The 25,354-nt window shown below is 66.6% G+C and carries 16 protein-coding genes; 12 read left to right on the forward strand and 4 right to left on the reverse strand.

Translation table 11 applies throughout. The features are described from left to right. The first annotated feature begins 118 nt into the window (after positions 1–118). From AC3WJI_RS07325 to AC3WJI_RS07345, 5 genes are all read left to right on the forward strand, one after another. A complete protein-coding gene (locus AC3WJI_RS07325; RefSeq protein ID WP_492756600.1) occupies positions 119–3,154 on the forward strand; it encodes a TonB-dependent receptor in 3,036 nt (1,011 codons plus the stop codon). A gap of 151 nt (positions 3,155–3,305) precedes the next feature. Further along, the gene (locus tag AC3WJI_RS07330) at positions 3,306–4,361 is read left to right on the forward strand and encodes a glycoside hydrolase family 43 protein (RefSeq protein WP_492756601.1); all 1,056 of its coding nucleotides are present in this window, start codon (positions 3,306–3,308) and stop codon (positions 4,359–4,361) included. Between the two features lie 211 nt (positions 4,362–4,572). After that, positions 4,573–6,858 (forward strand): GH92 family glycosyl hydrolase, encoded by a 2,286-nt coding sequence (locus tag AC3WJI_RS07335; RefSeq protein ID WP_492756634.1) that lies wholly within the window; start codon positions 4,573–4,575, stop codon positions 6,856–6,858. Then, positions 6,855–8,282 carry a glycoside hydrolase family 125 protein gene (locus AC3WJI_RS07340; RefSeq protein ID WP_492756602.1) on the forward strand — a complete coding sequence of 476 codons (1,428 nt, stop codon included), beginning with the start codon at positions 6,855–6,857 and terminating at the stop codon, positions 8,280–8,282. Before AC3WJI_RS07335 ends, AC3WJI_RS07340 begins: the two co-directional genes overlap by 4 nt. Positions 8,283–8,458: 176 nt before the next feature. Next, positions 8,459–10,777, forward strand: a complete 2,319-nt coding sequence (locus AC3WJI_RS07345; protein ID WP_492756603.1) for a GH92 family glycosyl hydrolase — start codon at positions 8,459–8,461, stop codon at positions 10,775–10,777. A 121-nt stretch (positions 10,778–10,898) separates the two neighbouring features. Here the strand turns inward: AC3WJI_RS07345 and AC3WJI_RS07350 are convergent, their stop codons facing one another. Together AC3WJI_RS07350 and AC3WJI_RS07355 are read right to left on the reverse strand one after the other, a co-directional pair. Next, positions 10,899–12,095: an ROK family protein gene (locus AC3WJI_RS07350; protein ID WP_492756604.1), complete on the reverse strand. Its 1,197-nt coding sequence runs from the start codon at positions 12,093–12,095 to the stop codon at positions 10,899–10,901. A gap of 100 nt (positions 12,096–12,195) precedes the next feature. After that, on the reverse strand, positions 12,196–13,524 hold the full coding sequence (locus AC3WJI_RS07355; protein ID WP_492756605.1) for a sugar porter family MFS transporter: 1,329 nt from the start codon (positions 13,522–13,524) through the stop codon (positions 12,196–12,198). A gap of 112 nt (positions 13,525–13,636) precedes the next feature. Here AC3WJI_RS07355 and AC3WJI_RS07360 point away from each other — a divergent pair, with 112 nt between their 5' ends. The 5 genes from AC3WJI_RS07360 (at position 13,637) to AC3WJI_RS07380 (ending at position 20,009) form a co-directional block, all read left to right on the forward strand. After that, complete coding sequence (locus AC3WJI_RS07360) at positions 13,637–14,584, forward strand: ROK family protein (RefSeq protein ID WP_492756606.1); 948 nt, start codon at positions 13,637–13,639, stop codon at positions 14,582–14,584. A 105-nt stretch (positions 14,585–14,689) separates the two neighbouring features. Then, entirely contained in the window at positions 14,690–16,015 is a 1,326-nt protein-coding gene (locus tag AC3WJI_RS07365; RefSeq protein ID WP_492756607.1) for an MFS transporter, read from the forward strand. Between the two features lie 108 nt (positions 16,016–16,123). Beyond that, the gene (locus AC3WJI_RS07370) at positions 16,124–17,725 is read left to right on the forward strand and encodes a DUF4153 domain-containing protein (protein WP_492756608.1); all 1,602 of its coding nucleotides are present in this window, start codon (positions 16,124–16,126) and stop codon (positions 17,723–17,725) included. 11 nt (positions 17,726–17,736) lie between these two features. Further along, on the forward strand, positions 17,737–18,441 hold the full coding sequence (locus AC3WJI_RS07375; protein ID WP_492756609.1) for a response regulator transcription factor: 705 nt from the start codon (positions 17,737–17,739) through the stop codon (positions 18,439–18,441). Next, entirely contained in the window at positions 18,438–20,009 is a 1,572-nt protein-coding gene (locus AC3WJI_RS07380; RefSeq protein WP_492756610.1) for a sensor histidine kinase, read from the forward strand. Before AC3WJI_RS07375 ends, AC3WJI_RS07380 begins: the two co-directional genes overlap by 4 nt. Positions 20,010–20,440: 431 nt before the next feature. On the opposite strand, the gene AC3WJI_RS07385 is transcribed toward AC3WJI_RS07380, so the two are convergent. Next, the gene (locus AC3WJI_RS07385) at positions 20,441–21,046 is read right to left on the reverse strand and encodes a TetR family transcriptional regulator C-terminal domain-containing protein (RefSeq protein WP_492756611.1); all 606 of its coding nucleotides are present in this window, start codon (positions 21,044–21,046) and stop codon (positions 20,441–20,443) included. A gap of 50 nt (positions 21,047–21,096) precedes the next feature. Between AC3WJI_RS07385 and AC3WJI_RS07390 the strand changes: the two genes are divergently transcribed. Both AC3WJI_RS07390 and AC3WJI_RS07395 read left to right on the forward strand, forming a co-directional pair. Beyond that, on the forward strand, positions 21,097–22,281 hold the full coding sequence (locus AC3WJI_RS07390) for an aromatic ring-hydroxylating oxygenase subunit alpha (protein ID WP_492756612.1): 1,185 nt from the start codon (positions 21,097–21,099) through the stop codon (positions 22,279–22,281). Positions 22,282–22,405: 124 nt separating this feature from the next. Continuing rightward, the gene (locus AC3WJI_RS07395; RefSeq protein ID WP_492756613.1) at positions 22,406–24,013 is read left to right on the forward strand and encodes a phytoene desaturase family protein; all 1,608 of its coding nucleotides are present in this window, start codon (positions 22,406–22,408) and stop codon (positions 24,011–24,013) included. Here AC3WJI_RS07395 and AC3WJI_RS07400 read toward each other — a convergent pair. Beyond that, positions 23,991–25,292, reverse strand: a complete 1,302-nt coding sequence (locus AC3WJI_RS07400; RefSeq protein WP_492756614.1) for an amino acid permease — start codon at positions 25,290–25,292, stop codon at positions 23,991–23,993. The two genes, AC3WJI_RS07395 and AC3WJI_RS07400, sit on opposite strands and share 23 nt — an antisense overlap. Between the last annotated feature and the right edge of the window lie 62 nt (positions 25,293–25,354).

The following is a 25,354-nucleotide window of genomic DNA, read 5'->3' on the forward strand; positions in this document are numbered from 1 at the left end:
TCAATTGACAAATTGCTTTTTATATTATGAATCGGACCAAGTGACGCCGCGCTGAGTCCAGCCTCGGCAATCACAACCAGCCGGAGACGAGAACGTCACGGCATGAGGGAGAGAGGGAATGAAGTTTCAGGGGATCGAAAACAGGGGTGCGTCACGCAAGCGGATCGCGCGTGATCTGATGCTTTCGGTGAGCGTGGTGGTCGCCTTTGCCGGCACCGCGCACGCCCAGGATACCACGGGGCCGCAAAGCACGCCGACCGCGCCTTCCGGCCAGGACGGCACCACTCAGTTCAATAACGTGCAGGTCGAAGCCGAGGACATCGTCGTCACCGGCTATCGTCAGTCGATCGAGCAGAGCCTGTCGCAGAAGCGTGAGGCCAACGCCTTCGTCGACGTGATCACCGCCGAAGACGTCGGCAAGTTTCCCGACAAGAACGTCGCCGACGCGCTCCAGCGCGTGCCGGGCGTGTCGATCAGCCGCGATGGAGGCGAGGGCAGCCGGGTCAGCATCCGCGGCCTCAGCTCCGATCTCACGCTCACCGAGCTCAACGGCAATTTCATCGCCTCGGCGGACGACAATCCGTCGCGCTCGTTCAATTATCTGCTGCTCCCGGCGAACCTGATCGGCAGCGTCGAGGTGTTCAAGTCGTCCGAGGCCCGGCTCGACGAAGGCGGCGTGGGCGGCGTCATCATCAACCACACCCGCAAGCCGTTCGACCTCAAGCCCTGGTCGGGCACCGTCTCGGCCGAAGGCACTTATTCGGACGTCACCAAGAAGGTCGAGCCGCAGCTTTCGGGCCTGCTCTCGTGGCACAACGAAGACAAGACCTTCGGCGTCCTGCTCGCCGCCACCTATCAGAAGCGCACCAACCGCACGCTCGGCGCCAACACCGAGAGCTGGCAATGGTGGTCGGACAGCCAGACCGGAGAGCCCGCGACCGACGTCAATGGCAAGACCTACGCCAATGACGACGCGATCGCTTATTGGGGCGAAGGCACGACCACGCGCAGCGGCACGCACTATAGCGGCTATTGGGCACCCCAGTCGGTCGACGAGTCGGTCGTGATCCAGGAGCGCAAGCGCCTCGGCATCCAGGCGACCGCGCAGATGCGGCCGTTCGACAATTTCGAAGTCACCGCCAATTATTTCCGGTTCCAGGTCAAGGGCAACCAGGTCAACAACGTGCTGAAGATCCCCGAATGGGGCTATGGCAACTTCTTCACCGACGCGACCTTCGACAAGAGCGGAACCGTTCTCCAGTCGGCCACTTTCCAGGTGCCGGCGGAAGGCACCGAGTGCCGCGCCCGGGCCAATCCATGCACGATGGAAACGCCGGCGATGCAGAGCTATTTCGATCGCCAGAAGACCGTCTCGAACACCTATGACGTGCATGGCGACTGGAATCTCGGCCGGTTGAACGTCAACTTCGCGCTCGGTAAGACCAAGGCCTCGGGCGGCCCGTCCTTCCAGTTCTTCGTCCAGGCCAAGCCGCGCAAGGTCACCGGGACTGGGGCTGCCGGAAACGTCAACGGCAACCTGCTCAGCCAATGGGCATTCAACAACCAGTCGGTGGACATGGCGTTCTCGCCTGAGCTGCAGCAGAACCTGACGAACGGAATTTCGCAGGTCGACCTCGGCTCGACCGGGTCGGGCTTCAGCAACAGCGAAATCTCGCAGCGTTATGCTCAGGTCGACGTGACCCGCAAGTTCGACAGCTTCATCGACTCGATCCAGGTCGGTGCCAAGTGGCGTAATGCGCGCGTTCACCGCGAAACCGGCCGCTTCGAATGGTATTCGGACGCAGCCAACACGCGGCGCTATCAGGATACCAGCGGCGCCGCGGTCACGCAGCCCGACTTCTTCCTGAGCAAGCCGATCGGGAACATCGCGGGCGGGTTCACCACCACCGTGTTCCCGGCGTTCAACGTGCCCAACTATCTCGATTATCTGAACGCGACCTATAGCGGTCCGATCCGGGTGGACGAGCCCGAGAACCAGTACGACATCCGCGAGAAGATCTGGGCCGGCTATACCCAACTCAACTTCAAGAGCGGACCGGTGCGCGGTAATATCGGCCTGCGCGTCGCGAACACCAAGCAGTCCGGCGTCTCGACCGACGTCATCACTTATGAGCGGGACTATTGCCGCAATGGTCCGGCGGGTCCGTTCGATCCGAACGTGCCGGTCGGCCCCGACGGCAACTGCCAGGTCATTCCGCGCGATGGCGATCCGGCGACGGGTACGCCGGCCCGCCAGGTCAAGGTGTTCAGTCCGAACAGCGAGAGCAAGCAGTACACCGACTGGCTGCCGAGCTTTAACATCTCGTGGGACGTCACGCCGAACCTGCTGTTCCGCGCGGCGGCGTCGAAGGTCATTGCCCGGCCGGGCTATGGCGATCTCGCCGGCGCACGTTCGCTGACCTTTAACTCGGACGAGTTCGTCTTCGACCGTCGCCAGTTCGGCGCGCTGCCGGGTTGGTTCGGCGGCGGCGGCAATTTCGATCTCAAGCCGTTCAATGCCTGGCAGTATGACGCCGGCGTGGAATGGTATTTCCAGCGCGGCTCGGTGATCGGCGCGACGGCGTTCCGCAAGGACGTCAAGGACTTCATCGTCCCGCTCGTGCTGGACATCCAGTCCGAAGTCGCTGGCCAGGAAGTGACCGTGCAGCAATATTCGACCCAGGCGAACGGGTCGAAGGCGGTCTCGCAGGGTATCGAAGTCTATGCCCAGCACACGCTGCCCTTCGGGTTGGGTGCGCAGGTCAACTTCACCTATAACGACACCTCGGTCGCCGACGTGACGCTCAATGGCACGAAGGTGGGCACGTCGCCGCTCGTCGGCAGCGCCAAGACGCAGATCAACGGGTCGGTCTTCTTCGAGACTGACAAGGTGCTGCTGCGCGCTTCGTACAATCGCAAGGGCGAGACCGTCGGCGGGATCCAGTCGGGCCTGAACGCCTATGGCGATCCCTATGAGCAGGTCGATCTCAACGCGTCCTACAGCTTCTTCGACAATCTCCAGCTGACCGCCTCGGTGATCAACCTGACCAAGTCGGAGCAGCGCTATCACCTCGGCAACGATACCAAGGCGCGTTTCCTCTCGAACGAATATTCGGGTCGCCGCGCCTATCTCGGCCTCGCGTACAAGTTCTGAGGCGTCGGCACTGCTGACGCACGCACGTTAAGCCCCCCAAGGCTACTCAGGAGGTGACCCGTTCCGCGGGTCACCTCCATCTTTCTCCGGGGGCCGATTTCATGCGACAAGCCGGCCACACCGGCGCAACATTTTCGCGGGAACAGGCGGCATGAAGCGCAAGATACTCACCGGCCTCGCCACCGCGGCGGCTCTGCTCCTCGCCGGTTCGGCGCCGGCGCCCAATCCGGTCGTGCCGGGCTGGTATGCCGATCCCGAGATCCACGCCTTCGGCGACCGTTACTGGATCTATCCGACCTATTCGGATCACGGCGCAGTGCCCGATGTCTCGCCGGGCTTCACGCCTGCGCAGACCGAATTGCGCAAGCAGAAGATGGTCCGCCCGTCCTACGGCATCCAGACCTTCTTCAATGCCTTCTCGTCACCCGACCTGGTCCATTGGACCAAGCATGAACATGTCTTCGACGTGAAGGATGCCGCCTGGGCGGCCTTCGCGATCTGGGCGCCCTCGGTGATCGCGGCGAACGGTAAATATTACATGTTCTTCAGCGCCAACGACATCCAGAAGGATGGCGAATTGGGCGGCATCGGACTCGCCGTGAGCGATACGCCCGGCGGGCCGTTCAAGGACGCGATCGGCAAGCCGCTGATCGGCCAGTTCCACAACGGCGCGCAGCCGATCGATCCCTTCGCCTTCCGCGACAAGGATGGGCAGGTCTATCTCTTCTACGGCGGCTGGCAGCATTGCAACGTCGTCAAGCTGAGCAAGGACCTCAAGTCGATCGTCCCGCATGCGGACGGCTCGCTGTTCAAGGAGATCACGCCCCCCGGCTATGTCGAGGGCTCGTTCGTGATCGAGCGCAAGGGCGTCTATTATCTAATGTGGTCCGAGGGCGGCTGGACCGGCCCCGATTACAGCGTCGCCTATGCGATGGGGCCGAGCCCTAACGGCCCGTTCAAGCCGATGGGCAAAATCCTCCAGCAGGATTTCAAGATCGCGCGCGGGGCAGGGCACCATTCGGTGGTCAACGTTCCCGGCACCGACGAATGGGTGATCGCCTATCACCGCCGCCCGCTCAGCGAAGACCGCGGCGAGCGCCGTCAGCTCGCGCTCGACCGGATGGTGTTCAACGCCGACGGCACGATTCGGCCGGTGGTGATGACCAACGAAGGCGTCGCGCCGCATCCGCTGGGGCGCGCGCGATGAAGCGCTTCGTTTCGACTGGAGCCTGCTTGTTCCCCGGCGAAGGCGGGGGCCCAGTCTCGGCGTCGTATGATCTGAATGGCTGCCATCTCGATGGCATTGCAACTGGACCCCGGCCTTCGCCGGGGAACAGCTAAGGGGGAGAGTTGCCTTGAAGAGTTTTGCTCGATCGCTGCGCGGCGCAGTCGCGCTTCTCGCGACCACCGGCCTCTGCCTGCCCGGCATCGCCGTCCAGGCCCAGACCGCGCAGAGGGAAGCGCTGGTCGACCTCGCCAATCCCTTGATGGGCACCGATTCCAGCCACGGGCTATCCTACGGCAACACCTATCCCGCGGTCGCGGTGCCGTGGGGGATGAACTTCTGGACCCCGGTCACCGGCAAGATGGGCGACGGCTGGGGCTACACCTACGACGCCGAGAAGATCAACGGCATCAAGCAGACCCACCAGCCCAGCCCGTGGATGAACGACTATGCCGTCTTCGCGCTGTTCGCCGAGACCGGCGCGCTCAAGATCGGGCAGGAGGACCGCGCGAGCTGGTTCAGCCACAAGGCCGAGGAAGCGCGGCCGTACAAGTACAAGGTCTATCTCGCCGATTATGACGTGACTGCCGAGGTCGCGCCGACCAACCGCGCCGCGCAGTTCCGCTTCACTTTCCCCAAGAGCGACGACGCGCACATCATTCTCGACGGCCAGAATGGCGGTGCGATGGTCAAGATCGATCCGGCGCGGCGCCGGATCACCGGCTATGTCCGCAACAATCACGGCGGCGTGCCCGACAATTTCAAGAATTACTTCGTCGCCGAGTTCGACAAGGATTTCGACACCACCCGCACCTGGGACAGCAACGGCCAGCTCAGCGCGGCGCTGACCCGCGAGGACGGCCGCGCCGGCGCGGTGGTCAGCTTCAAGACGCGCGACGGCGAGCAGGTCGCGGTCAAGGTTGCCTCGTCGTTCATCAGCCTCGATCAGGCCGAGCGCAACCTCGCGCGGGAGATCGGCCGCGACAGCTATGACGCGACCGAGGCCAAGGCCAAGGCGGCGTGGGAGCGCGAGTTCGAGCGAATCCAGGTCAGCGACCCCAATATCGACAATCGCCGGGTCTTCTATTCCGCGCTGTACCGCATGCTGCAATTCCCGCGCATGTTCCACGAGGTCGATGCCGCGGGGAAGACCGTCCATTACAGCCCCTATGACGGTAAGCTCCATGATGGCCCGCTGTTTACCGACAACGGCTTCTGGGACACGTGGCGCGCGGTGTTCCCGTGGTTCGCGCTCGTCTATCCCGAGCTCGACAGCCAGATCATGCAGGGGCTGGTCAACACCTATAAGGAATCGGGCTGGCTGCCCGAATGGGCGAGCCCCGGCCATCGCGACGTCATGATCGGCTCGAACTCGGCCAACCTCATCGCCGACGCCTATCTCAACGGCGTCCGCGGCTTCGACGTCGAGACCTTGTACGAGGCGATGGTCAAGAACGCGACGACTTCGGAGGGGCGCCCGCGCGACAAGCGCGGCGACGTCGTCGGCGCGGTCGGGCGCGAAGGCGTCGAATATTACAACCAGCTCGGCTACGTCCCGTACAATGTCGGCATCAACGAGAGCGCCGCGCGCACGCTCGAATATGCCACCGCCGATTTCTCGCTCTCGCGGCTTGCCGCGGCATTGGGCAAGACCGAGGACGCGCAGAAATACGCCGCGCACGCGCAGAACTACCGCAAGCTCTACGATCCGGAATCGGGCTGGATGCGCGGACGCAACAAGGACGGCAGCTGGATGGCGCCGTTCAATCCCTATGCCTGGGGCGATGCCTTCACCGAAGGCAATTCGATGCATTACAGCTGGTCGGTGATGCAGGACGTCCAGGGGCTGATCGACCTGATGGGCGGCGACAAGAAATTCACCGACCGGCTGGACTCGATCTTCACGCTGCCGCCCTTGTTCGAGAACAGCTATTACGGCTCGGTGATCCACGAGACCCGCGAGATGCAGGTGGTCAACATGGGCCAGTACGCCCATGGCAACCAGCCGATCCAGCACATGATCTACCTCTATGACTGGGCCGGCCAGCCGTGGAAGGCGCAGAAGCACGTCCGCGACGTGATGACCAAGCTCTATTCGGCGACACCGGACGGCTATCCGGGCGACGAAGACAATGGCCAGACTTCGGCCTGGTACGTGTTCTCGGCATTGGGCTTCTATCCGGTCACCCCGACCGTCGGCCAATATGCGATCGGCAGCCCATTGTTCGAGAAGGTCCGGGTGACGATGCCGACCGGCAAGGTGCTGACGATCGAGGGCGTCAACAACAGCGCCAAGAACGTCTACATCCAGTCGGTCACCTTCAATGGCCAGCGCCACGACAAGACCTGGCTGACTCGCCAGGCGCTGCAGGCCGGCGGCACCCTGCGCTTCGTGATGGGGCCGACCCCGAACCAGCAATGGGGCGCCGCCAAGGCGGACGCGCCCTTCTCGATGAGTGTACCTGGAGAGCGTAAATGAACCGTCGTGAACTGATCGCTGGCACCGGCGCGCTCGCTGCCGCAACCGCGCTGCCGATACGCGCGCTGGCGGCGGAGGGCTTCGTCTCGAAGCGCCCGCCCAGGGCGGAGCGCCGCTTCACCAGCAAGGCAGTCGAGGCCGAGATCGCGCGGGTGAAGAAGAAGATCGCCGATCCCGAGCTCGCCTGGCTGTTCGAGAATTGCTATCCGAACACCCTCGACACGACGGTTACGGTCGGCGAAGTCGACGGTAAACCCGACACCTTCGTGATCACCGGCGACATCGACGCGATGTGGCTGCGCGACAGCTCGGCGCAGCTCCAGACCTATGTCCACCTAACGCCGAAGGACGCCGACCTTCGCCGGCTGTTCCACGGCGCGATGCAGCGCCAGGCGCGCTGCATTCTGATCGATCCCTATGCCAATGCCTTCACCCGCGATCCGGCGGCGAAGTCGAATCTGCCGGCGATCAACGACCGGACCGAGATGCGCCCCGGCGTCGCCGAGCGGAAGTACGAGATCGACTCGCTCTGCTATCCGATGCGCCTCGCCCACGCTTATTGGACGCACACGCGCGACAAGGCGCCGTTCGACGATCTCTGGGCCAAGGGCATGGCGCTCGCCGTGGCGACCCTGCGCGACCAGCAGCGCAAGAACGGCCCCGGCGGCTATCGCTTCCAGCGCCTCGACACCTCGCCGACCGAGACCCTGATGTTCGGCGGCTATGGCGCGCCGACCAAGAAGGTCGGGCTGATCCATTCAGGTTTCCGCCCTTCCGACGATGCGTGCGTTTATCCCTTCTTGATCCCGTCGAACCTGTTCGCAGTCTCGGCGCTGCGCATGCTCGCGACCGTGCTGCGCGAGGCGCGCGGCGATACCGCCGCCGCGGCGGATGCCGAGGCGCTCGCCGCCGAGGTTCGCCAGGCCCTCGACACCTATGGCAAGATGCCCGACGGCAAAGGCGGCGAGGTCTGGGCGTTCGAAGTCGACGGCTATGGCAATGCGATCTTCATGGACGACGCCAACGTGCCCAGCCTGTCGGGCCTGCCCCTGCTCGGCGCCGCCGAGCGCAACGATCCGCTCTACCGGCGCACCGCCGCGCTCGCCTGGAGCCCGCGCAACCCCTATTTCTTCGCCGGCAGCGCGGCCGAGGGGATCGGCGGGCCGCATGTCGGCATGGACATGATCTGGCCGATGTCGATCATCACCCGCGGCATCCTCACCGATGATCCGGCGGTGCTGCGTGAGTGCGTCAGCAAGCTCAAGGCGACGCATGGCGGCACGGGCTTCATGCACGAGAGCTTCCACAAGGACGATCCGGCCAAGTTCACGCGCAGCTGGTTCGCCTGGGCGAACGGACTGTTCGGCGACCTGATCCTCGACGTCGAGAAGCGCGCGCCCGCGCTGCTAGGGCAGAAACTCTGACGGCACGGTGCGGCGATCCTCCCCGGAACGGGGAGGGGGACCGCGCCCGAAGGGCGTGGTGGGGGGGGGGGGGGGGGCCTCTCCGCGCGCGATCCGCTTGCGGCACGCCCCCTCCACCATGCTGCGCATGGTCCCCCCCGTTCCGGGGAGGAACACGAAGGTTCGAGGAATTCGAAATGATCACCGCCAATCGTCGCCAACTCCTCGCAGGCGCAGGTCTCGCCGCGCTGACCACTGCCGCGCCTGGCGTCGCGCAGACAAAGCTGCGGGTCGCCGCGACCAGTCCCGACCTGTTCATCGGCACGGGCGGCCACGGCCACACCTTCCCGGGCGCGTCGCTGCCGTTCGGCATGGTCCAGCTGAGCCCCGATACCGACAACAGCCGCTGGGACGCCTGCTCGGGCTATCACCGCACCGACACCTCGATCATGGGCTTCTCGCACACCCATCTGTCGGGCACCGGCATCGGCGACATGCTCGACGTGCTGGTGGTGCCGACGCGGGGGCCGCTCGAGCTCGATCCGGGGAAGCTCGACGACCCCGACAAGGGCTATCGCCAGCGTTTCTCGGAGGAACATGCCGAGCCCGGCTATTACCGCGTCAAGCTCGAATCCGGGGTGCTCGCCGAGCTGACCGTCACCGAGCGGACCGGGCTCCACCGCTATCACTTCCCGAAGGGCGCCGGGCACATCCTGATCGACTTCGCCCACATGATCCTCGACGTGTGGGACAAGGGCACGATCATCGACCAGGCTTCGCTGGCGATCGACGCGGACGGCGTGCTCACCGGCAGCCGTCGCGTGCACCGCTGGGCCAAGGGCCGCCAGATTCACTTCGCGCTGCAGCTTTCGCGCAAGCCCAGCCGCGTCGAATTCTTCGGCGATGAGAATAAGCCCGCCGGCGCCAAGGGCGTTACCGGCAACAAGCTCAAGGCGGCATTGTTCTTCGACGAAGCCGGCGGCGCGCCGATCCTGGTGAAGACCGGCATTTCGGCGATCGATGTCGCCGGGGCGAAGGCCGCGCTCGCGGCCGAAGCGCCCGGTTGGGACTTTGACGGCACCGCCAAGGCCGCGCGCCGCGCCTGGGCGAACGAACTCAGCCGCGTCCGCGTCGAGGGTGGCACGCCGGACCAGCGCACGATCATGGCGAGCGCGCTCTACCATTGCTTCCTCGCGCCGACCTTGTTCACCGATCGCGATGGGCGCTATGTCGGGATGGACCGCCAGGTCCACCAGGCACCCGCCGACACGCCCGCCTTCAGCACCTATTCGCTATGGGACACTTATCGCGCGCTGCATCCGCTGCTCACTTTGGTCCAGCCCGAGCGCGCGGCGATGTTCACCCGCGATCTCGTCCGCCAGACCCAGCAGAGCCCGTACGGCCCGCCGGTCTGGCAGCTCCAGGGCGTCGAGACCGGCTGCATGATCGGCTGGCACTCGGTGTCGGTGATGGCCGAGGCCTGCGCCAAGGGCATCAAGGCCGATTATGCCGCCGCCTGGCCCAATATCCGCCGCCGCGCCTTCGATCGCACTTTCAAGGACAGCGACGGCTCGCTCGGCCGCGGTTATTATTACGACCTCGGCTATATCCCCGCCGACAAGATCTGGGAATCGGTCAGCCGCACCCAGGAATATGCCTATGACGATTGGGCGATGGCGGTGCTCGCCGATGCGGCGGGGGCGAAGGACGATGCCGAGACGCTGCGCCAGCGCAGCCGCAACTACCGCAACGTGCTCGATCCGTCGGTCCGCTTCGCGCGGCCGCGTTTCTCCGACGGCAAATGGTGGGCGGACTATGATCCGATCCAGATCGGCCACGAACCCAAGAAGCATCGCGATTATACCGAGGCGAATGGCTGGCAGGCGACCTTCCTCAACCAGCACGACGTCCACGGCCTGATCGCGCATTTCGGCGGCGACGCGGCGTTCGAGGCGCAGCTCGACGCACTGTTCAACGCGCCGTCGACCTTGCCCGAGAATGCGCCGCCGGACATTTCGGGGCTGGTCGGGCAATATGCGCATGGCAACGAGCCCAACCACCATGCCGCCTATCTCTACGCCTTTGCCGGCGCCCCGGCGAAGACCCAGGCGATGATCCGCCGACTGTGCACCGAGATGTACAAGGCCGACCCCGACGGCGAGATCGGCAACGACGATTGCGGCCAGATGAGCGCATGGTTCGTGCTGAGCGCATTGGGCTTTTATCCGGTCGATCCGGTGAGCGGCGTGTACGTGTTCGGCTCGCCTTTGTTCGATCGCAGCGAGGTGCAGCTAGGGCATGGGCGGACGCTACGCGTCGTCGCCCGCGGCAACGCGCCCGATGCGCCTTATGTCCAGTCGCTGCGCTGGAACGGCAAGCCTTGGACGAAGAACTGGATAAGCCACGCCGAATTGGCGAAGGGCGGCGAGCTGAAGTTCGTCATGGGCCGCAAGCCCTCGCGCTTCGGCACCGCCAAGGCGGATCGGCCGCCTTCGTTCGGGCGAGCGGCGGGGTAATAAATCTCCCTCTCCCATCGGGAGAGGGAAGGGTGGGTGACAGCGAGTGCATCCCGCTCACCCTCACCCTTCCGCCGATTTCATCGGCTCCCTCCCTCTCCCGATGGGAGAGGGAGTCTGATCAAGCGCTAGCTTTCCACAGCGCCGCCTGCTTGGGGAGAAGGAAGTGGCTGAATGGCAGGATCGCCGCGCCGACCGCGGGCGCGTCTTCGGACAGCGCCGCGCGGATGACCGGCGCCAGCGTCGGGAGCGTCCCGGCGTGACTGCGCATTAATTCGTTGGCACGCTCCGCCAGCCGCTCCAGGATCGCAGTCGGCAGCCGGCCGCCAACCAGCACTGCGGCGGGGTTGATCAGGCAGTTGATCGCATCGAGCGGCACCGTCAGCCGCTGTGCCGCATCCTCGATCCACGCCGCGACGCAGGCCTTGGTCGCGTCGCCCGGATCGGCGTCGCCCATCACGTCGGCGAGATGGCAGCCATTCTGCTCGAGGTGCCGCGCGAGCCCCGACAGCGACACCGTCTGCTGGACCTGCTCGCCCGGCGCCGCGCCGTTGGCGGCGCGCATGAAGCCGAGCTCGCCGCTGCGCCCGTCGGCGCCGCGCAGATAGGAGCCGTCGACGACCAGTCCCCCGCCGAGCCCCGATGAGATCAGCACATAAAAGAAGCTGTTGTTCTTCTGGCCGAGGCCCAATTGCATCTCGCCCATCGCTGCGGCGGCGGCGTCGTTCTCGACGAACACCGGCAGCCGCAGCGGTTCGCTGAACAGGTCGGCGATGTCGACGCTGTCCCAGGTCGCATAATCGGCGGGGCGGCCCGGCAGGTCGACCAGCCCGAGATCGTCGGGGACCGCGACGCCGATTCCGACGACCTTGGCGACGTCGACCTTGGCCTTGCGCAGCATGTTCTTGATCGAGCGGCGGTAGAGCCCGCGGACGTGATCGGGGAGCGCGAAATTGACCTCCTCGGAGACGCGGATCAGCGTCTGTCCCGAGAAGTCGACGAGCACGATCGTGATATGGTCGCGGTCGACGTTGATGCCGATCGAATAGCAGGCGTCGGCGCGCACGACGAGCTTGGTCGGCGGCTGGCCGCGCCCGCCGCGGCGCTGCCCCGCTTCCTCGATCAGCCCGTCCTGGAGCAGGCGCTTGGTGATGTTGGCGATCGCCGGCCCGGTCAGCCCGGTGAGGCCGGCGAGTTCGACGCGGGTCAGCGGTCCGAGCACGCGGATGCCGTGCAGCGTCACGCGCTGGTTATGGTCGGCGGCACGCTCGAGATTGGTACCCGAAAGACGCGGGCGTTCGCGGGGCGCCGCCGTCATGCGTGCGCGGTCGCGCAGTGGATGGAGGGTGTTGCCGCGTCGGCCGGCGCTGCCGGAAGGGGTACACTACCAGCAGTCCGTACCGTCATTTGCATGCCTGTCATCCTCGACCCTCGACCGTCCTTTCCATCGTCTCCAGCGTCACGCCGCGGGTTTCGGGGAAATAGCGCCAGATCACTACAGCCTGCACCAGCATTGCGCCAGCGAACAGCCAGAACGGCGCGGCCTGGGTATATTGTGCCACTATTGGAAAGCCAAAGGCGATCAGCGCGTTCATCCCCCAATGCGTCGCGCTGCCGAGCGCCTGTCCGCGTGCGCGGACCGCCGTGGGGAAAATCTCCGACAGATAGACCCAGATCACCGCGCCCTGCGAGATCGCGAAGAACAGGATGAAGCCGATCAACGCCGGCAGCAGCAAGTGCTGTCCCTGACCGGTCGAGTAGATCGCCGCCACCGCCGCCAGCGCGACTGCGGTACCGATCGCGCCGATGAGCAGCAGCGGCTTGCGGCCGACGCGATCGATGATCGCCATGCCGAGCATCGTCGCGAAGAGATTGGCGACGCCGATCGCCACTGCCTGGAGGTCCGAAGACAGTTTGTCGAAGCCCGCGGCGGCGAAGATGTCGCCAAGATAATAGAGGATCGCGTTGATCCCCGAGAGCTGGTTGAACATCGCCAGCGCGACTGCGAGCAGGATCGGACGGTGGTGCCGGCGCCAGCTGAGCCGGGCGTCGCCGGTGGCGGTGGCGCCTTGGGAGAACTGGTCGAACAACGTGTCGGGCTCGCCCATCGCCAGCGTCTCGATCGCCGCTCTCGCCTCGTCGGTGCGGCCGCGGTGGAACAGCCAGCGCGGGCTCTGCGGCACGCGCAGCATCAAGGCGAGGAAGAGCAGGGCGGGGACCGCCGCAACGCCGAGCTTGAGCCGCCAGGCAAAGTCACCCTCGGTCGCCGACCCGATCAGGAAATTGCTGACATAGGCGCCGAGAATCCCGAGCACGATGCTCAACTGGAAGAAGCCGACCAGCATGCCGCGGCGATCGGCTGGGCTGACCTCCGCGATATAGACCGGCGCCAGGACCGACGATCCGCCGATCGCGAGCCCGCCGAGGAAACGGAAGGCGACGAGCATCGCCAGCCCGCTGCTGAGTGCCGAGCCGAGCGCCGACACGATGTACGCGACCGCGATCCACAACAGGATGTTGCGGCTGCCATAACGATCGCCGGGCCGGCCCGCGCCGAGCGCGCCGACCAACGTCCCGATCAGCGCGGCGGATACCGCCGCACCCAATTGCGCCGCCGACAGGTCGAAGGTCCCGCGCAGCGCCTCGGTCACCCCGGCGATCACCGCGGTATCGAATCCGAACAAAAGCCCCGCAAGGCTTGCGGCGATCACCGCAGATGGATTCGGCTTGCCCTCGGTTGCTCTCATCGCAATCCTCTCCTCGGCCGTTGAATTATGTAATTTGCATTATTAATGCCGGCTCTGGGCCTGTACATGCCCAAGGATTCTCAGGCGGACAATAGCCGCGAATGGAGGGGGAATGTCGAACGGTTTGCCGTCGTCCGGTGAAGTGAGCGTTTCGGACGGCGCTGTGACGGGCGAACGACCCTATGCGGGCGTCGAACTGGGCGGCACCAAATGCGTGTGCACGCTGGCGTTCGGGCCCGATCGCGTGCTCGATCAGCGCACCGTGCCGACCACCAGCCCGGCGGATACGCTGCCGGCGTTGCTCGCGATCCTGCACGAATGGCACGCGGAGCACGGCTTCGCCGCGCTCGGCATCGCCTCGTTTGGGCCGATCGAGCTCGACACGCGCTCGCCGCGCTACGGCCAGATCCTCGCGACCAACAAGCCGCGCTGGCCGGGCACCGATGTCCGCGGCGTGCTATCGGCGCCGTTCAACGTGCCGGTCGGCTTCGATACCGACGTCAATGGCGCGGCGCTGGCCGAGATCGCCTGGGGCTGCGGCAAGGGAATGGACGACTTCGCTTATGTGACGATAGGCACCGGCGTCGGCGTCGGGCTGGTCGTCCACGGCAAGCCCACCCGCGGCTTCGCACATGGCGAATGGGGGCACATGCGCGTGCCGAGGCTCGTTTCGGACGATCACCCCAGCGTTTGCGGCTATCACGACGACTGCGTCGAGGGGCTGGCCTCGGGCTCGGCATTGGTGTCGCGCCTCGCGGGCCGGACCGTCGCCGAGCTGGCCGAGGACGATCCGGTGTGGGAGCCGATCGTCGGCTATATCGCCGCGATGGCGCATGCGTTGGTCTGCGGCGCTGCCCCGCGCCGCATCGCGATCGGCGGCGGCGTGCTCACCGCGCAGCCGCATCTGCTCGCGCGGATCGAGCAACGCCTGCTCGACAGCCTCAACGGCTATATGCAGATGCCCGAGGGCGGGCATTACGTCACCAAGCCAGCACTGGGCGACATGGCGGGGCCGCTCGGCTCGATCGCGCTGGCCGCCGCCGCGGTGCACGTCGCGTGAGCGACGACGCTGCTGGCCAAGCCGGCAAAGCCGTGCAAATTAGCCAACCAAACATAAGAAATGCGGGCGCGGCACGGCGCTCGCGACATCAGGAAGGATAAGGCCTTGGCGCGTACGAGCTCTCGAACCACGCTGGCATTCGCCGCGGTGACGACATTGTTCTTCGCCTGGGGGTTCATCACCTCGCTGATCGATCCGCTGGTCGCATCGGTGAAGGGCATCTTCACGCTCACCAACCTGCAGGCGCAGGCGGCGGCGTTCGCCTTCTTCATCGCTTACGGCGTGATGTCGTTCCCCGCAGCCGCCTTGCTGTCACGCGCCAAGTCGATCCCGACCATCCTCATCGCGCTGGGGCTGATGATCGCCGGCTGCCTGGTGATGCTTGCCGCGGCCAACCTTGCGGTGTTCACTCTGGTGCTGCTCGGGCTGTTCATTCTCGCCAGCGGGATCACCATCCTCCAGGTCGCCGCAAATCCGCTCGCGGCGGCATTGGGCGATCCGCGCCGCAGCCATCTTCGCCTGACGCTCAGTCAGACCTTCAATTCCTTCGGTACCTTTCTCGGCCCGCTGCTCGGCGCGCACCTCTTCCTCAAGGGCGTAGAGGTCAAGAAGGGCGAAGTGATCACCGAGGCGGTGCGCGCCAACGCGCTCGCCGGGATCGATTCGGCCTATCTGTGGATCTGCGGGCTGATCGCCGCGCTTGCCTTGTTCTTCTGGCTCAGCCGCCGCGTCGTCACCGATGCCGCACCGCCGGCCGCGTCGACCGCCGGACTGTTCTCGGCGCTCAGTTCGCCCTGGGCGCTGTTCGGCGGACTGGCGATCTTCCTCTATGTCGGTGCCGAAGTCTCGATCGGCACGCAGATGGCGTTCCTGCTCAACAGCAACGGGGTATGGGGCCAGTCGGACGCGGCGTTCAGCGTCCCCGTGCTCGGCTACCTCATGGGTAGCGACGGTGTACCCGGCGTGTCGCTCCAGGAGGCCGGCAAGGCCGTCGCACTCTATTGGCTCGGCGCGATGGTCGGCCGCGCGATCGGCTCGGCGCTGCTCGCAATGGTCCGCGCGCACCTGCTGCTCGCTTTGTTCACTGCCATCGCCGCGGCGATGTGCTTCTATGTCTTCGCGATCGGCGGGGTGACCGCGGGCTTCGTCGCGCTGTCCATCGGACTGTTCAACTCGATCATGTTCCCGGTGATCTTCACGCTGACGCTCGAGCGCTCGACCGGGACCGTCGAATCGACCTCGGGGCTGCTCTGCACTGCGATCGTCGGCGGCGCGTTGCTGCCGCTGCTGGTCGGGATGGTCTCGGACAAGCACGGTTACGCCTTCGCGCTGATCGTCCCGGCGGCCTGCTATGCGGCGCTGTGCGTCTTCGCGTTCGTCGCCGGACGCGCGCCGATCCTGCGGCGCGAGGCAAGTGCCTCGCTCCACTGACCGTCTGCACCGGATCTGCACGGCATCCCCACCATAGGCTGACGCCGACCACCGCACGACCGGCACAGCGAGGCGTCAGGAAGCTCCCCGACTGAAAGGGAGCTTCCGATGCTGCTGCGAATATCGTCGAGTTTCATTGCCAAGGTGCTCGCCGCGGGCGCCTTGGTGGTGCTGGCTGATCAACTATTCTGGGTCCGGCAGGGCGTCGGGTCCACGCTCGGAATCGCCGCGCTCGCCTGGACGATCGCGACCTTTGCGCTCACCCCGACGGCATGGCGCGACCGGCGCAGCTGGATCGCGATCATCGCGGCATTGCTGCTCGCGGTGCCGCTGCTTTACGCGCCCGGGCTGCTTGCGCTGGTCCTATTCTGGACCAGCCTGACGATGGCGGTGCTGCTGCCGCGCACGTCCCGCTTCGAGCATGCCGGCCGCTGGGTGCTGCGGCTGATCCTGCACGGGCTCACCAGCACGGTCGGTCCCTGGGCGGACCTGATCCGGCTCCGCCGTCCGCTCGGCCGCAACCTGCCGAAGCAGAAGATCCTGCCGCTGTTGCCGCTGCCGCTGATCGGCGGCGCCGTGTTCCTCGCCTTGTTCGCCAGCGCCAACCCGGTGATCGGCGATGCGCTCGCCCGCATCGGCATGCCAAGTTTCGACGCTGCGGCGATTGCCCGCTTTCTGTTCTGGGGGATGCTCGCGACGACAGTCTGGGCGACCCTGCGTCCGCGCCGGGTCCGCCTCCCGGAATTGGTGTCGTCGCCGGGGACGCCGTTGGCGCTGCCCGGAGTCACGATCGGATCGGTGCAGCTCGCGCTGATCACGTTCAATGCGCTGTTCGCCCTGCAGAATGGGCTCGACCTCGCCTTTCTGTGGAGCGGGGCGCCGCTGCCCGAGGGCGTGAGCCTGGCCGATTACGCGCATCGCGGCGCCTATCCGCTGATCGTCACGGCGCTGCTCGCGGGGCTGTTCGTCCTCGTCGCGCTGCGGCCCGGTTCGGCCACCGCGGCGGTGCCGGCGATCCGGCGGCTGGTGGTGCTATGGATCGCGCAAAACGTCCTGCTCGTAGCCTCGAGCATCCTGCGCACGGTGGATTATATCGAGGTCTACTCCCTCACCGGGCTGCGCATTGCCGCCTTGTTGTGGATGGCGCTGGTCGCGCTCGGGCTGGTGCTGATCGTCTGGCGGATACTGCGTGGACATAGCGCGGCGTGGTTGATCAATGCCAACGCCGCCGCGGCGCTCGTCGTGCTCGCCGGGTGCACGATGGTTGGGCTGGGATCGACCGCCGCGGCATGGAATGTCCGCCACGCCAGCGAGGTCGGTGGCAAAGGCGCCGCGCTCGACCTGTGTTATCTGAACGAGCTCGGGCCGTCGGCGCTCACATCACTGGTCGCGCTCGAACTGCGCCATGACCTGCAGCCCGACTTCGCCGAGCGCGTGGCCTGGGTTCGTCACAGCGCGCTGATGCAGACAATCGATGGACAATCTGGCGGCAATTGGACGTGGCGCAATGCGCGGCGTCTGAAGCAAGTGCGGGCAATGCTGGCCGGTCACAAGCTGCGCGCCGCGCCAGCGGAAGGCCCGACCGGACGCGATTGCGGCGGGGCACTGCGCCCGCCGCCCGCACCAGTCGAGCCCGCGCCCGCGCCGACCGAGCCGCTCGCCGCGCAAGTCCTGCCCCAGCCGGCATTGACGAACGAGGCTGCGCGATGATCATGTGCCCCATGCCGCGCACCATCCTGATCGCCGACGACGATCCGCACATTCGCCAGTTGCTCGCCTTCGCCTTTGCCAAGGCGGGTCTCGACACGGTGGAGGCGGACGACGGCGAGGCGGTTCTCGACCTGGCGGAGCGGCAGCGCGTCGACCTGGTCGTGCTCGACATCAACATGCCGCGGATGGACGGGCTCGAGACCTGCCGGCGGCTGCGCGCCGCGGGCGACCTGCCGATCCTGTTCCTGTCGTCGCGCGACGACGAGATCGACCGCGTGCTCGGGATCGAGCTCGGCGCGGACGATTATGTCGTGAAGCCCTTCTCGCCGCGCGAGGTGGTGGCGCGCTCAATGGCGATCCTGCGCCGGGCGAGCGCCAGGCCGCCAGAGACCGACGAGGGGCGGCGGATCGAGCATGGCCGGCTCGCGCTCGATATCGACGGCTGGCGCGCGACCTGGGCGGGGACAGAGGTCGCGCTGACGGTCACCGAATTCTCGATCCTGCGCACGCTCGCGGTGATGCCGGCCAAGGTGTTCAGCCGCGACGCGATCATCGACCGGCTCCACGGTCCCGGCTTCGCAGTGACCGACCGCACGATCGACAGCCATATCCGCAACCTGCGCGGCAAGTTCGCCGGCGTCGGCGCCACCGACGTGATCGAGACGCGCGCCGGCGTCGGCTACCGGATCGGGAGCTGCACGGGCGCGGCGGCGTGATCGCTGCGCTCAAGACGATCCTCAAGCGCCACTGGCCGGCGCTCAAGCTGCGGACGATACTGTTCGGCACCTTGTTGTTTACCGCGGCGCTGCCCGGGGTGGGGGCGCTGTTTCTGCGCGTCTACGAGAACACCCTGGTCCGCCAGACCGAGGCCGAACTGATCGCCCAGGGCGCGGCGCTGGCCGGCGCGGCACAGGCGCTTTGGCCCGGCACGCCGCCGGGGTCGAGCGACCCGCGGCCTTATCGCGCCGAGGCGTCGACGATCGACCTGCGCACCACCCGCGTCCTTCCCGAACGCCCGCATGCGGTGCCACGCAGCATGCCCCCCGATGCCGATGCGATCGCGATGGCGCAGCGCCTGCATCCGATCCTCGCCGCCACCGCGCGGACGACGCTCGCCTCGCTCCAGTTGATCGACCGCAACGGCGTCGTCCTGATCGGTCACGAGGCAGGTGGGTCCTATGCACAAGTGCCGGAGGTGGCGGCGGCGCTGCAGGGCAGGGTGGGCACGGTGCTGCGCACCAACGGCCGCTACAGCCAGCGTTACGCGTTCGAATGGCTCAGCCGCGCCTCGTCGCTGCGCATCCATCACGTCCGGCCGATCCTCGTCAACGGCCGCGTGGTCGGCGCATTGCTGCTGTCGCGCTCGCCGCGCGCCTTGTTCCGCGGGCTCTATGAGGATCGCGGCAAGATCCTGCTCGGCATCGCGTTGATCTTCGGGGTGCTGCTGTTGCTCACCGCCTTGCTGTCGCGCGGCATCGCCCGGCCGATCGAGGCGCTCGGCGAGGCGACGCGCGGAGTCGCCAAGGGCACGGGTGCGGTGCCCGACACGCCGGTCACCGCGGCGATCGAGATCCGCGCCTTGTTCGAGAATTTCCGCGCGATGGCCGCGGCGATCGACCGCCGCTCGCGCTATTTGCGCGATTTCGCCGCTTCGGTGAGCCACGAGTTCAAGACGCCGCTCGCGGGCATCTCGGGCGCGATCGAATTGTTCGAGGATCACGGCGCGACGATGACGCCGGCCGAGCGCGAGCGATTCCTCGGCAACATCAAGGCCGATGCGGCGCGGCTGTCGCAATTGGTCACCCGGCTGCTCGATCTCGCGCGCGCCGACATGGCGCAGCCCGATCCCGGCGTCGCGGTCGACGCGCTGGCGGCGATCCGGCGCGTTGCCGATGCGCATGACGGGGCTGATTTCGGTGTGCGGGTGGGGGACGCGCCGGGATTGCCGCTGGCCGCGGTGCAGGCATCGACGGTCGAAATGGTGCTCACCACCTTGATCGAGAATGCGCGCCAGGCCGGCGCCCGCGCGGTGACGATCGCGCTGCGGCAGGCGGGCGGCGATCTCGAAGTCGTGGTGGCCGATGACGGCCGCGGCATCGCGCCTGCCGACGCCGAGCGCATCTTCGAGCCGTTCTTCACCACCCGCCGTGCCGCGGGCGGGACCGGGCTCGGGCTCGCGATCGCCGTGTCGCTGCTGCACGGCGAACATGGCGGTATCTCGCTCGCGCCAAGCGAGAGCGGCGCGCGCTTCGTCGTGCGCCTGCCGGTCGTCCACGACGCCTAAGGACCTCATCAAGAGCTGGAAGGTCACGCTAAGGTCACACCATCAGCATGCCCCGCGGGATGTCGCATCCCTCCTTATGTCAAAGAGCGGCGGACCTTAGCCCAGGGGAAGCCAAGCAGGCGAAGTCCTACATTTCAAGCCTCGGCGTGGCCGAGACAGTAGGTCGTGAATCCATAAACGACCGCTATCGTCGCGACGGCTGAACGTTCAAGATCGGTAGGAAGCAGTCCTTGCTCCTTCTCCCCTTGTGGGAGAAGGAAGGGGCCCGCTCGATGAAATCGAGTGGGAAGGATGAGGGGGACGTAACCTGCTACGACTCCCCCTCACCCTTCCGCCGATTTCATCGGCTCCCTCCCTCTCCCACAAGGGGAGAGGGGATGGGATGTCCGCAATTGGGCATTTCGCTCTGGCAGCCTTTATGAGCCTCCGCCCTAATGCGCCAGCGCACCCAGCAGCGCGGCGATCTGCGCTTCGGTGATCGCGCGGGCTTCGTCGGCGTCGAGCACTTCGGGGGACAGGCAGAGTTCGAGCCATAGCCCGTCGACCAAGGCGGTGATCGCGATCGCTGCGCGGCGGCGCGCGGCGGGTGCGAGGCCGCAGGTGGCGAGCAGCGTTTCGAGCTCGGCGCGGTAGCGGCCATATTGCGCGTCGTGGAGCGCCGCGATCGCGGGTTGCGCGATCACCAGCCCCCAGAACGCGGTCCAGGTCGCGAGCAAGATGCGGTCGGCGATCGGCGGCGCGAAGCTCGCCGCGACATAGGCCATGACGCGCGCGCGCGGGTCCGCGCCGGCCGCCGCGACCGCGGCATCGAGCGCCGCCGACACCTGCTCGCCGATATGCGCATAAGTCGCGGCGACCAGCGCATTCACGCCGCCGAAATGGTGCGCGATCAGCCCCTGCGACACGCCCGCCTCCTGCGCGATCGCACGCACCGACGCGCCGCCCGCGCCGTCACGCGCCAGCACCCGCGCGGTCGCTTCGATAAGCGACAGCCGGCGGGCATCGGGCTCGGCACGGGTGAAGGCGGGATTGCGCATTGCCGAGGCTTACTATACGATCGTTCAACAAGCAATTGCGGAGCCCGGTGTTGGCAACCTTCGCCACTTTCTCGCCAAGCCCCGACGTCGATCCCGACGCCGACTGGTCGCTGCCCGGCTGGATTTACACCGACGCCGAATTCCTGAGCGTCGAGACCGCGCGCATCCTGCGGCCGTCCTGGCAGATCCTGTGCCACGAGAGCGATCTCGCCGAGGCTGGCGACTGGCGGACGCTCTCTTTGCTCGGCGAGAATGTCGTCGCGCTGCGCGGGCGCGACGGCGTGATCCGGACCTTTCACAATGTCTGCGGCCACCGCGCGATGCGGATCGTCGAGGGCGATGCCGGCTGCGCGCACAAGCTGGTCTGCCCGTATCACGCCTGGACCTACGAACTCGACGGCCGCCTTTCGGGCGTGCCGATGCGGCGCGATTATCCGGCGCTCGACATGGAGGCGAACGGGCTGGTCCCAGTCGACCTGTCGATCTGGCGCGGCTTCGTGTTTGTCCGGCTCGAGGATGACGGCGGGCCCTCGGTCGCCGAGATGATGGCGCCCTATGATGCGGAGATCGCGCCATATCGCTTCGAGGAGATGCGCCGGATCGGCGACGTCCGAACTCGCAGTCGCGCGGTCAATTGGAAGAATGTCGGCGACAATTATTCGGACAATCTCCACATCCCCGTAGCGCATGACGGGCTGACCCGGCTGTTCGGCAAGAGCTATGCGATCGAGGCAAGGGGCTGGGTCGACAAGATGTCGGGCTACCTCGTCGATCGCGTCTCGGCCAATCCCTGGGAGGCCTTCTACCAGCGCCATCTGCCGCACGTCGATCACTTGCCCGAGGCCAACCAGCGGCTTTGGCTCTATTACAAGCTGTGGCCGAACATGGCGTTCGACATCTACGCCGACCAGATCGACTTCATGCAGTGGCTGCCGACCTCGCCGACGACCTGCGTGCTGCGCGAAATGACCTTCGCGCTGCCGGATGATCGCCGCGAGATGAAGCTGGTCCGCTACGCCAATTGGCGGATCAATCGCGTCGTCAATGCCGAGGACACCTGGCTGATCGAGCGCGTCCAGCAGGGCATGGCATCGTCGAGCTATACCGCCGGGCCGATCGGCGCGAGCGAGGTGTGCCTGCGCAGCTTCGCCGCCAAGGTTCGCGCGATCGTTCCCGAGGCGAGGCTGCACCACGCGCCCGCGCCGGGCTGGTCGCGGCGGCCGCACGGCGTTTGATGCAACGACATCAGACCGTTCGCCCTGAGCTTGTCGAAGGGCCGCTCTTCTTTCTCCCGCGACGAAAAGAACGGTGCTTCGACAAGCTCAGCACGAACGGTTGGATGGGGAGGGGAAATACAAAATGAAGCGCTACGACGCACTGGTCATCGGCGGCGGGCATAACGGCCTGGTCTGCGCTTTCTATCTCGCCCGCGCGGGCTTGAAGGTCCGCGTGCTGGAGCGGCGCCACGTCGTCGGCGGCGCGGCGGTGACCGAGGAATTTTATCCGGGGTTCCGCAATTCGACCGCGAGCTACACCGTCAGCCTGCTCCGTCCCAAGGTAATCAAGGACATGCGGCTGCACGAGCGCGGCTGGCGGATCCTCGAGCGGACGATCAGCAATTTCTTCCCGCACGACAACGGCTATCTCAAGCTCGGCGGCGGTATGGCGCGCACCCAGGCCGAATTCGCCCGCTTCAGCCGGAAGGACGCCGAGACCTTCCCCAAATATGAGGAAGCGCTCGAACGCGTCGCCGAAGTGCTGCGCGACATGGCGCTAAAGACCCCGCCCAATGCCGGCGGCGGCATCCGCGCGCTGCTCGCCGCGGCGGCGCAGGGCAGGCGGCTGGCGGGCATGGACATAGAGGCGCAGCGCGACGTGATGGACCTGTTCGTCAAGTCGGCACGCGATTTCCTGGGCAGCTGGTACGAGAATCCCTATATCCAGGCAGCGTTCGGCTTCGACGCGGTCGTCGGCAACTATGCCAGCGTCGATAGCCCGGGGAGCGCCTATGTTCTGCTCCACCACGTCTTCGGCGAGATCAACGGCAAGAAGGGGATGTGGGGGCACAGCGTCGGCGGGATGGGCGCGATCACGCAATATATGGCCGAAGCGTGCGTTGAGGCCGGGGTCGAGATCAGCCTCGAGGCGCCGGTCGCCCGGGTGCTGGTCGACGGCAACAAGGTCGCCGGCGTGCGACTGGAATCGGGCGAGGAGATCGCGGCGAAGATCATCGCAGCGAATGTAGGGCCGGCACTGCTCTACCGCCAGCTCGTCGACCGCGCCGACATGACGCCGGAATTTGCCCGGCGCATGGATAATTTCAAGGCGGGGTCGGGCACCTTCCGCATGAACGTCGCGCTTTCGGAGCTTCCCGATTTCACCGTGCTGCCCGGCAAGGACAAGGCCGAGCATCACACTGCCGGGATCATCATCGCGCCGACGCTCGATTATATGGACGCGGCCTTTACCAGCGCGAAGGCCAAAGGCTGGTCCGACGAACCGATCGTGGAGATGAAGCTCCCGACGTCGGTGGACGACAGCCTCGCCCCGCCGGGGATGCACATCGCCAGCCTGTTCTGTCAGCAATTCGCGCCGGTGCTGCCCGGCGGGCGAAGCTGGGACGACGAGCGCGAGGCGGCGGCGGACCACATTGTTGATACCGTGACCAAGCACGCGCCCAATTTCAGGGCGTCGATCCTCGCGCGCCAGATCCACAGTCCGCTCGACCTCGAGCGCAAGTTCGGGCTGATCGGGGGCGACATCATGCACGGGCACATGTCGCTCGACCAGCTCTGGGCGGCGCGCCCGGTGCTCGGGCATGGCGACTATCGCGGGCCGATTGCGGGGCTTTACATGTGCGGATCGGGTACGCATCCCGGCGGCGGGGTGACCGGCGCGCCGGGGCACAATGCAGCGCACGAGATCCTGCGCGATCGTTCGTTGGTCAGGCGGTGGCTGCCGATCTGAGCCGAACCCACAGGAATACCGGTAACCCCAAGGCGAGCAGCCCGAGCCCCCACAGGTTCGCGTGCAGGCCGAGGCCGTAGATCATCCACAGTACGAACCCCGCCGCGATCACTGCCGCGAACGTCACGGCCCGGTCGCCCGACAGCAGCTTGAGCGCCGCCAGCGCGCTGACGAAATAGGCCAGCATGCCCGCGGCAAGGCTGATCGTCGCGATGTCGGCGAACAGCGCGCCGGTCGAGCCGGTGAAATTGAGCGCCATCACGATCGTGACCAGCGCGCCAGAGACGATATGCGCGCGCGCCGGGGTGCCGTGGCGGCTTTCCTTGCCGAACCAGGCTGGGAACACCCCGCCCCGGGCCATTGCCCAGGGCATCTCGCCTTGCAGCAGGATGAAGCCGTTGAGCGTGCCGAGCGCGCTGACCGCCGCGAACACCGCCACGATCTGCGCCGCGCCGCCGCCCCACCAGCTGCCGAGGAACGCCGCCAGCGGCGAATGCGACGCGGCGACTTCGCCCGCGGGCATCATCAGCGTGATTCCGCCGGCGACGAGGACATAGACCGCGCCGGTGAGCGCAGTGCCGAGCAGAGTCACCAGCGGCACCGTGCGCGCCGCGTCGCGCACCTTGTCGGCGGGCACCGTCGCCGATTCGACGCCGAGGAACCCCCAGAAGGTCAGCGCCACCGCGCCCGCCACCGCCTCGGCGCCGAGCGGCACCGGCGGATTGTCGACGACCGCCGCGCCGCCGTCGCGCGCCAGCAGCCACAGCACGACGAGGATCACCGCAACGAGCGGCGCAAGCTTGATCACCGCGGTGACCAGCTGGATGCGACCCGCCAGCGCGACGCCGCGGATGTTGACCGCGACCAGCCCCCAGATCAGCACCAGCGCGGTGACAAAGGCCGGCGCCCCGCCCGCCAGCACCGGGAACGGGACGCTCAGCGCGCTGACCACGGCGATCGATACCGCGCCGTTGCCCGCCCAGATCAGGATCCAGTAGCTCCATGCGACGGCAAAGCCGACCGCCGGCCCGAAGGCGGCATCGGCAAAGGCATAGGGCCCGCCCGCGCAGGGAATCTTCGCCGCGAGCCGGGCGAAGACGAAGGCCAGCGCCATCGCGCCGAGGATCGTCACGCCCCAGCCGATCAGCGCATTGGCGCCCAATGGCGCGAGCGTAGCGGGCAGCAGGTAGATGCCCGATCCGATCATGTTGCCGACCACCAGCGCCAGCGCCGGCCAGAAGCCAAGGGCGCGTCGCGGCAAGGGAGCGGGATCGTTCACGCGTTCATTGTCACCGGGGCCGCGGCGCGCGTCCAGCGGTAAAAGCGGGGAGGTGCTTGATC

Source organism: Sphingomonas sp. FW306-1B-B10E (assembly GCF_058782005.1).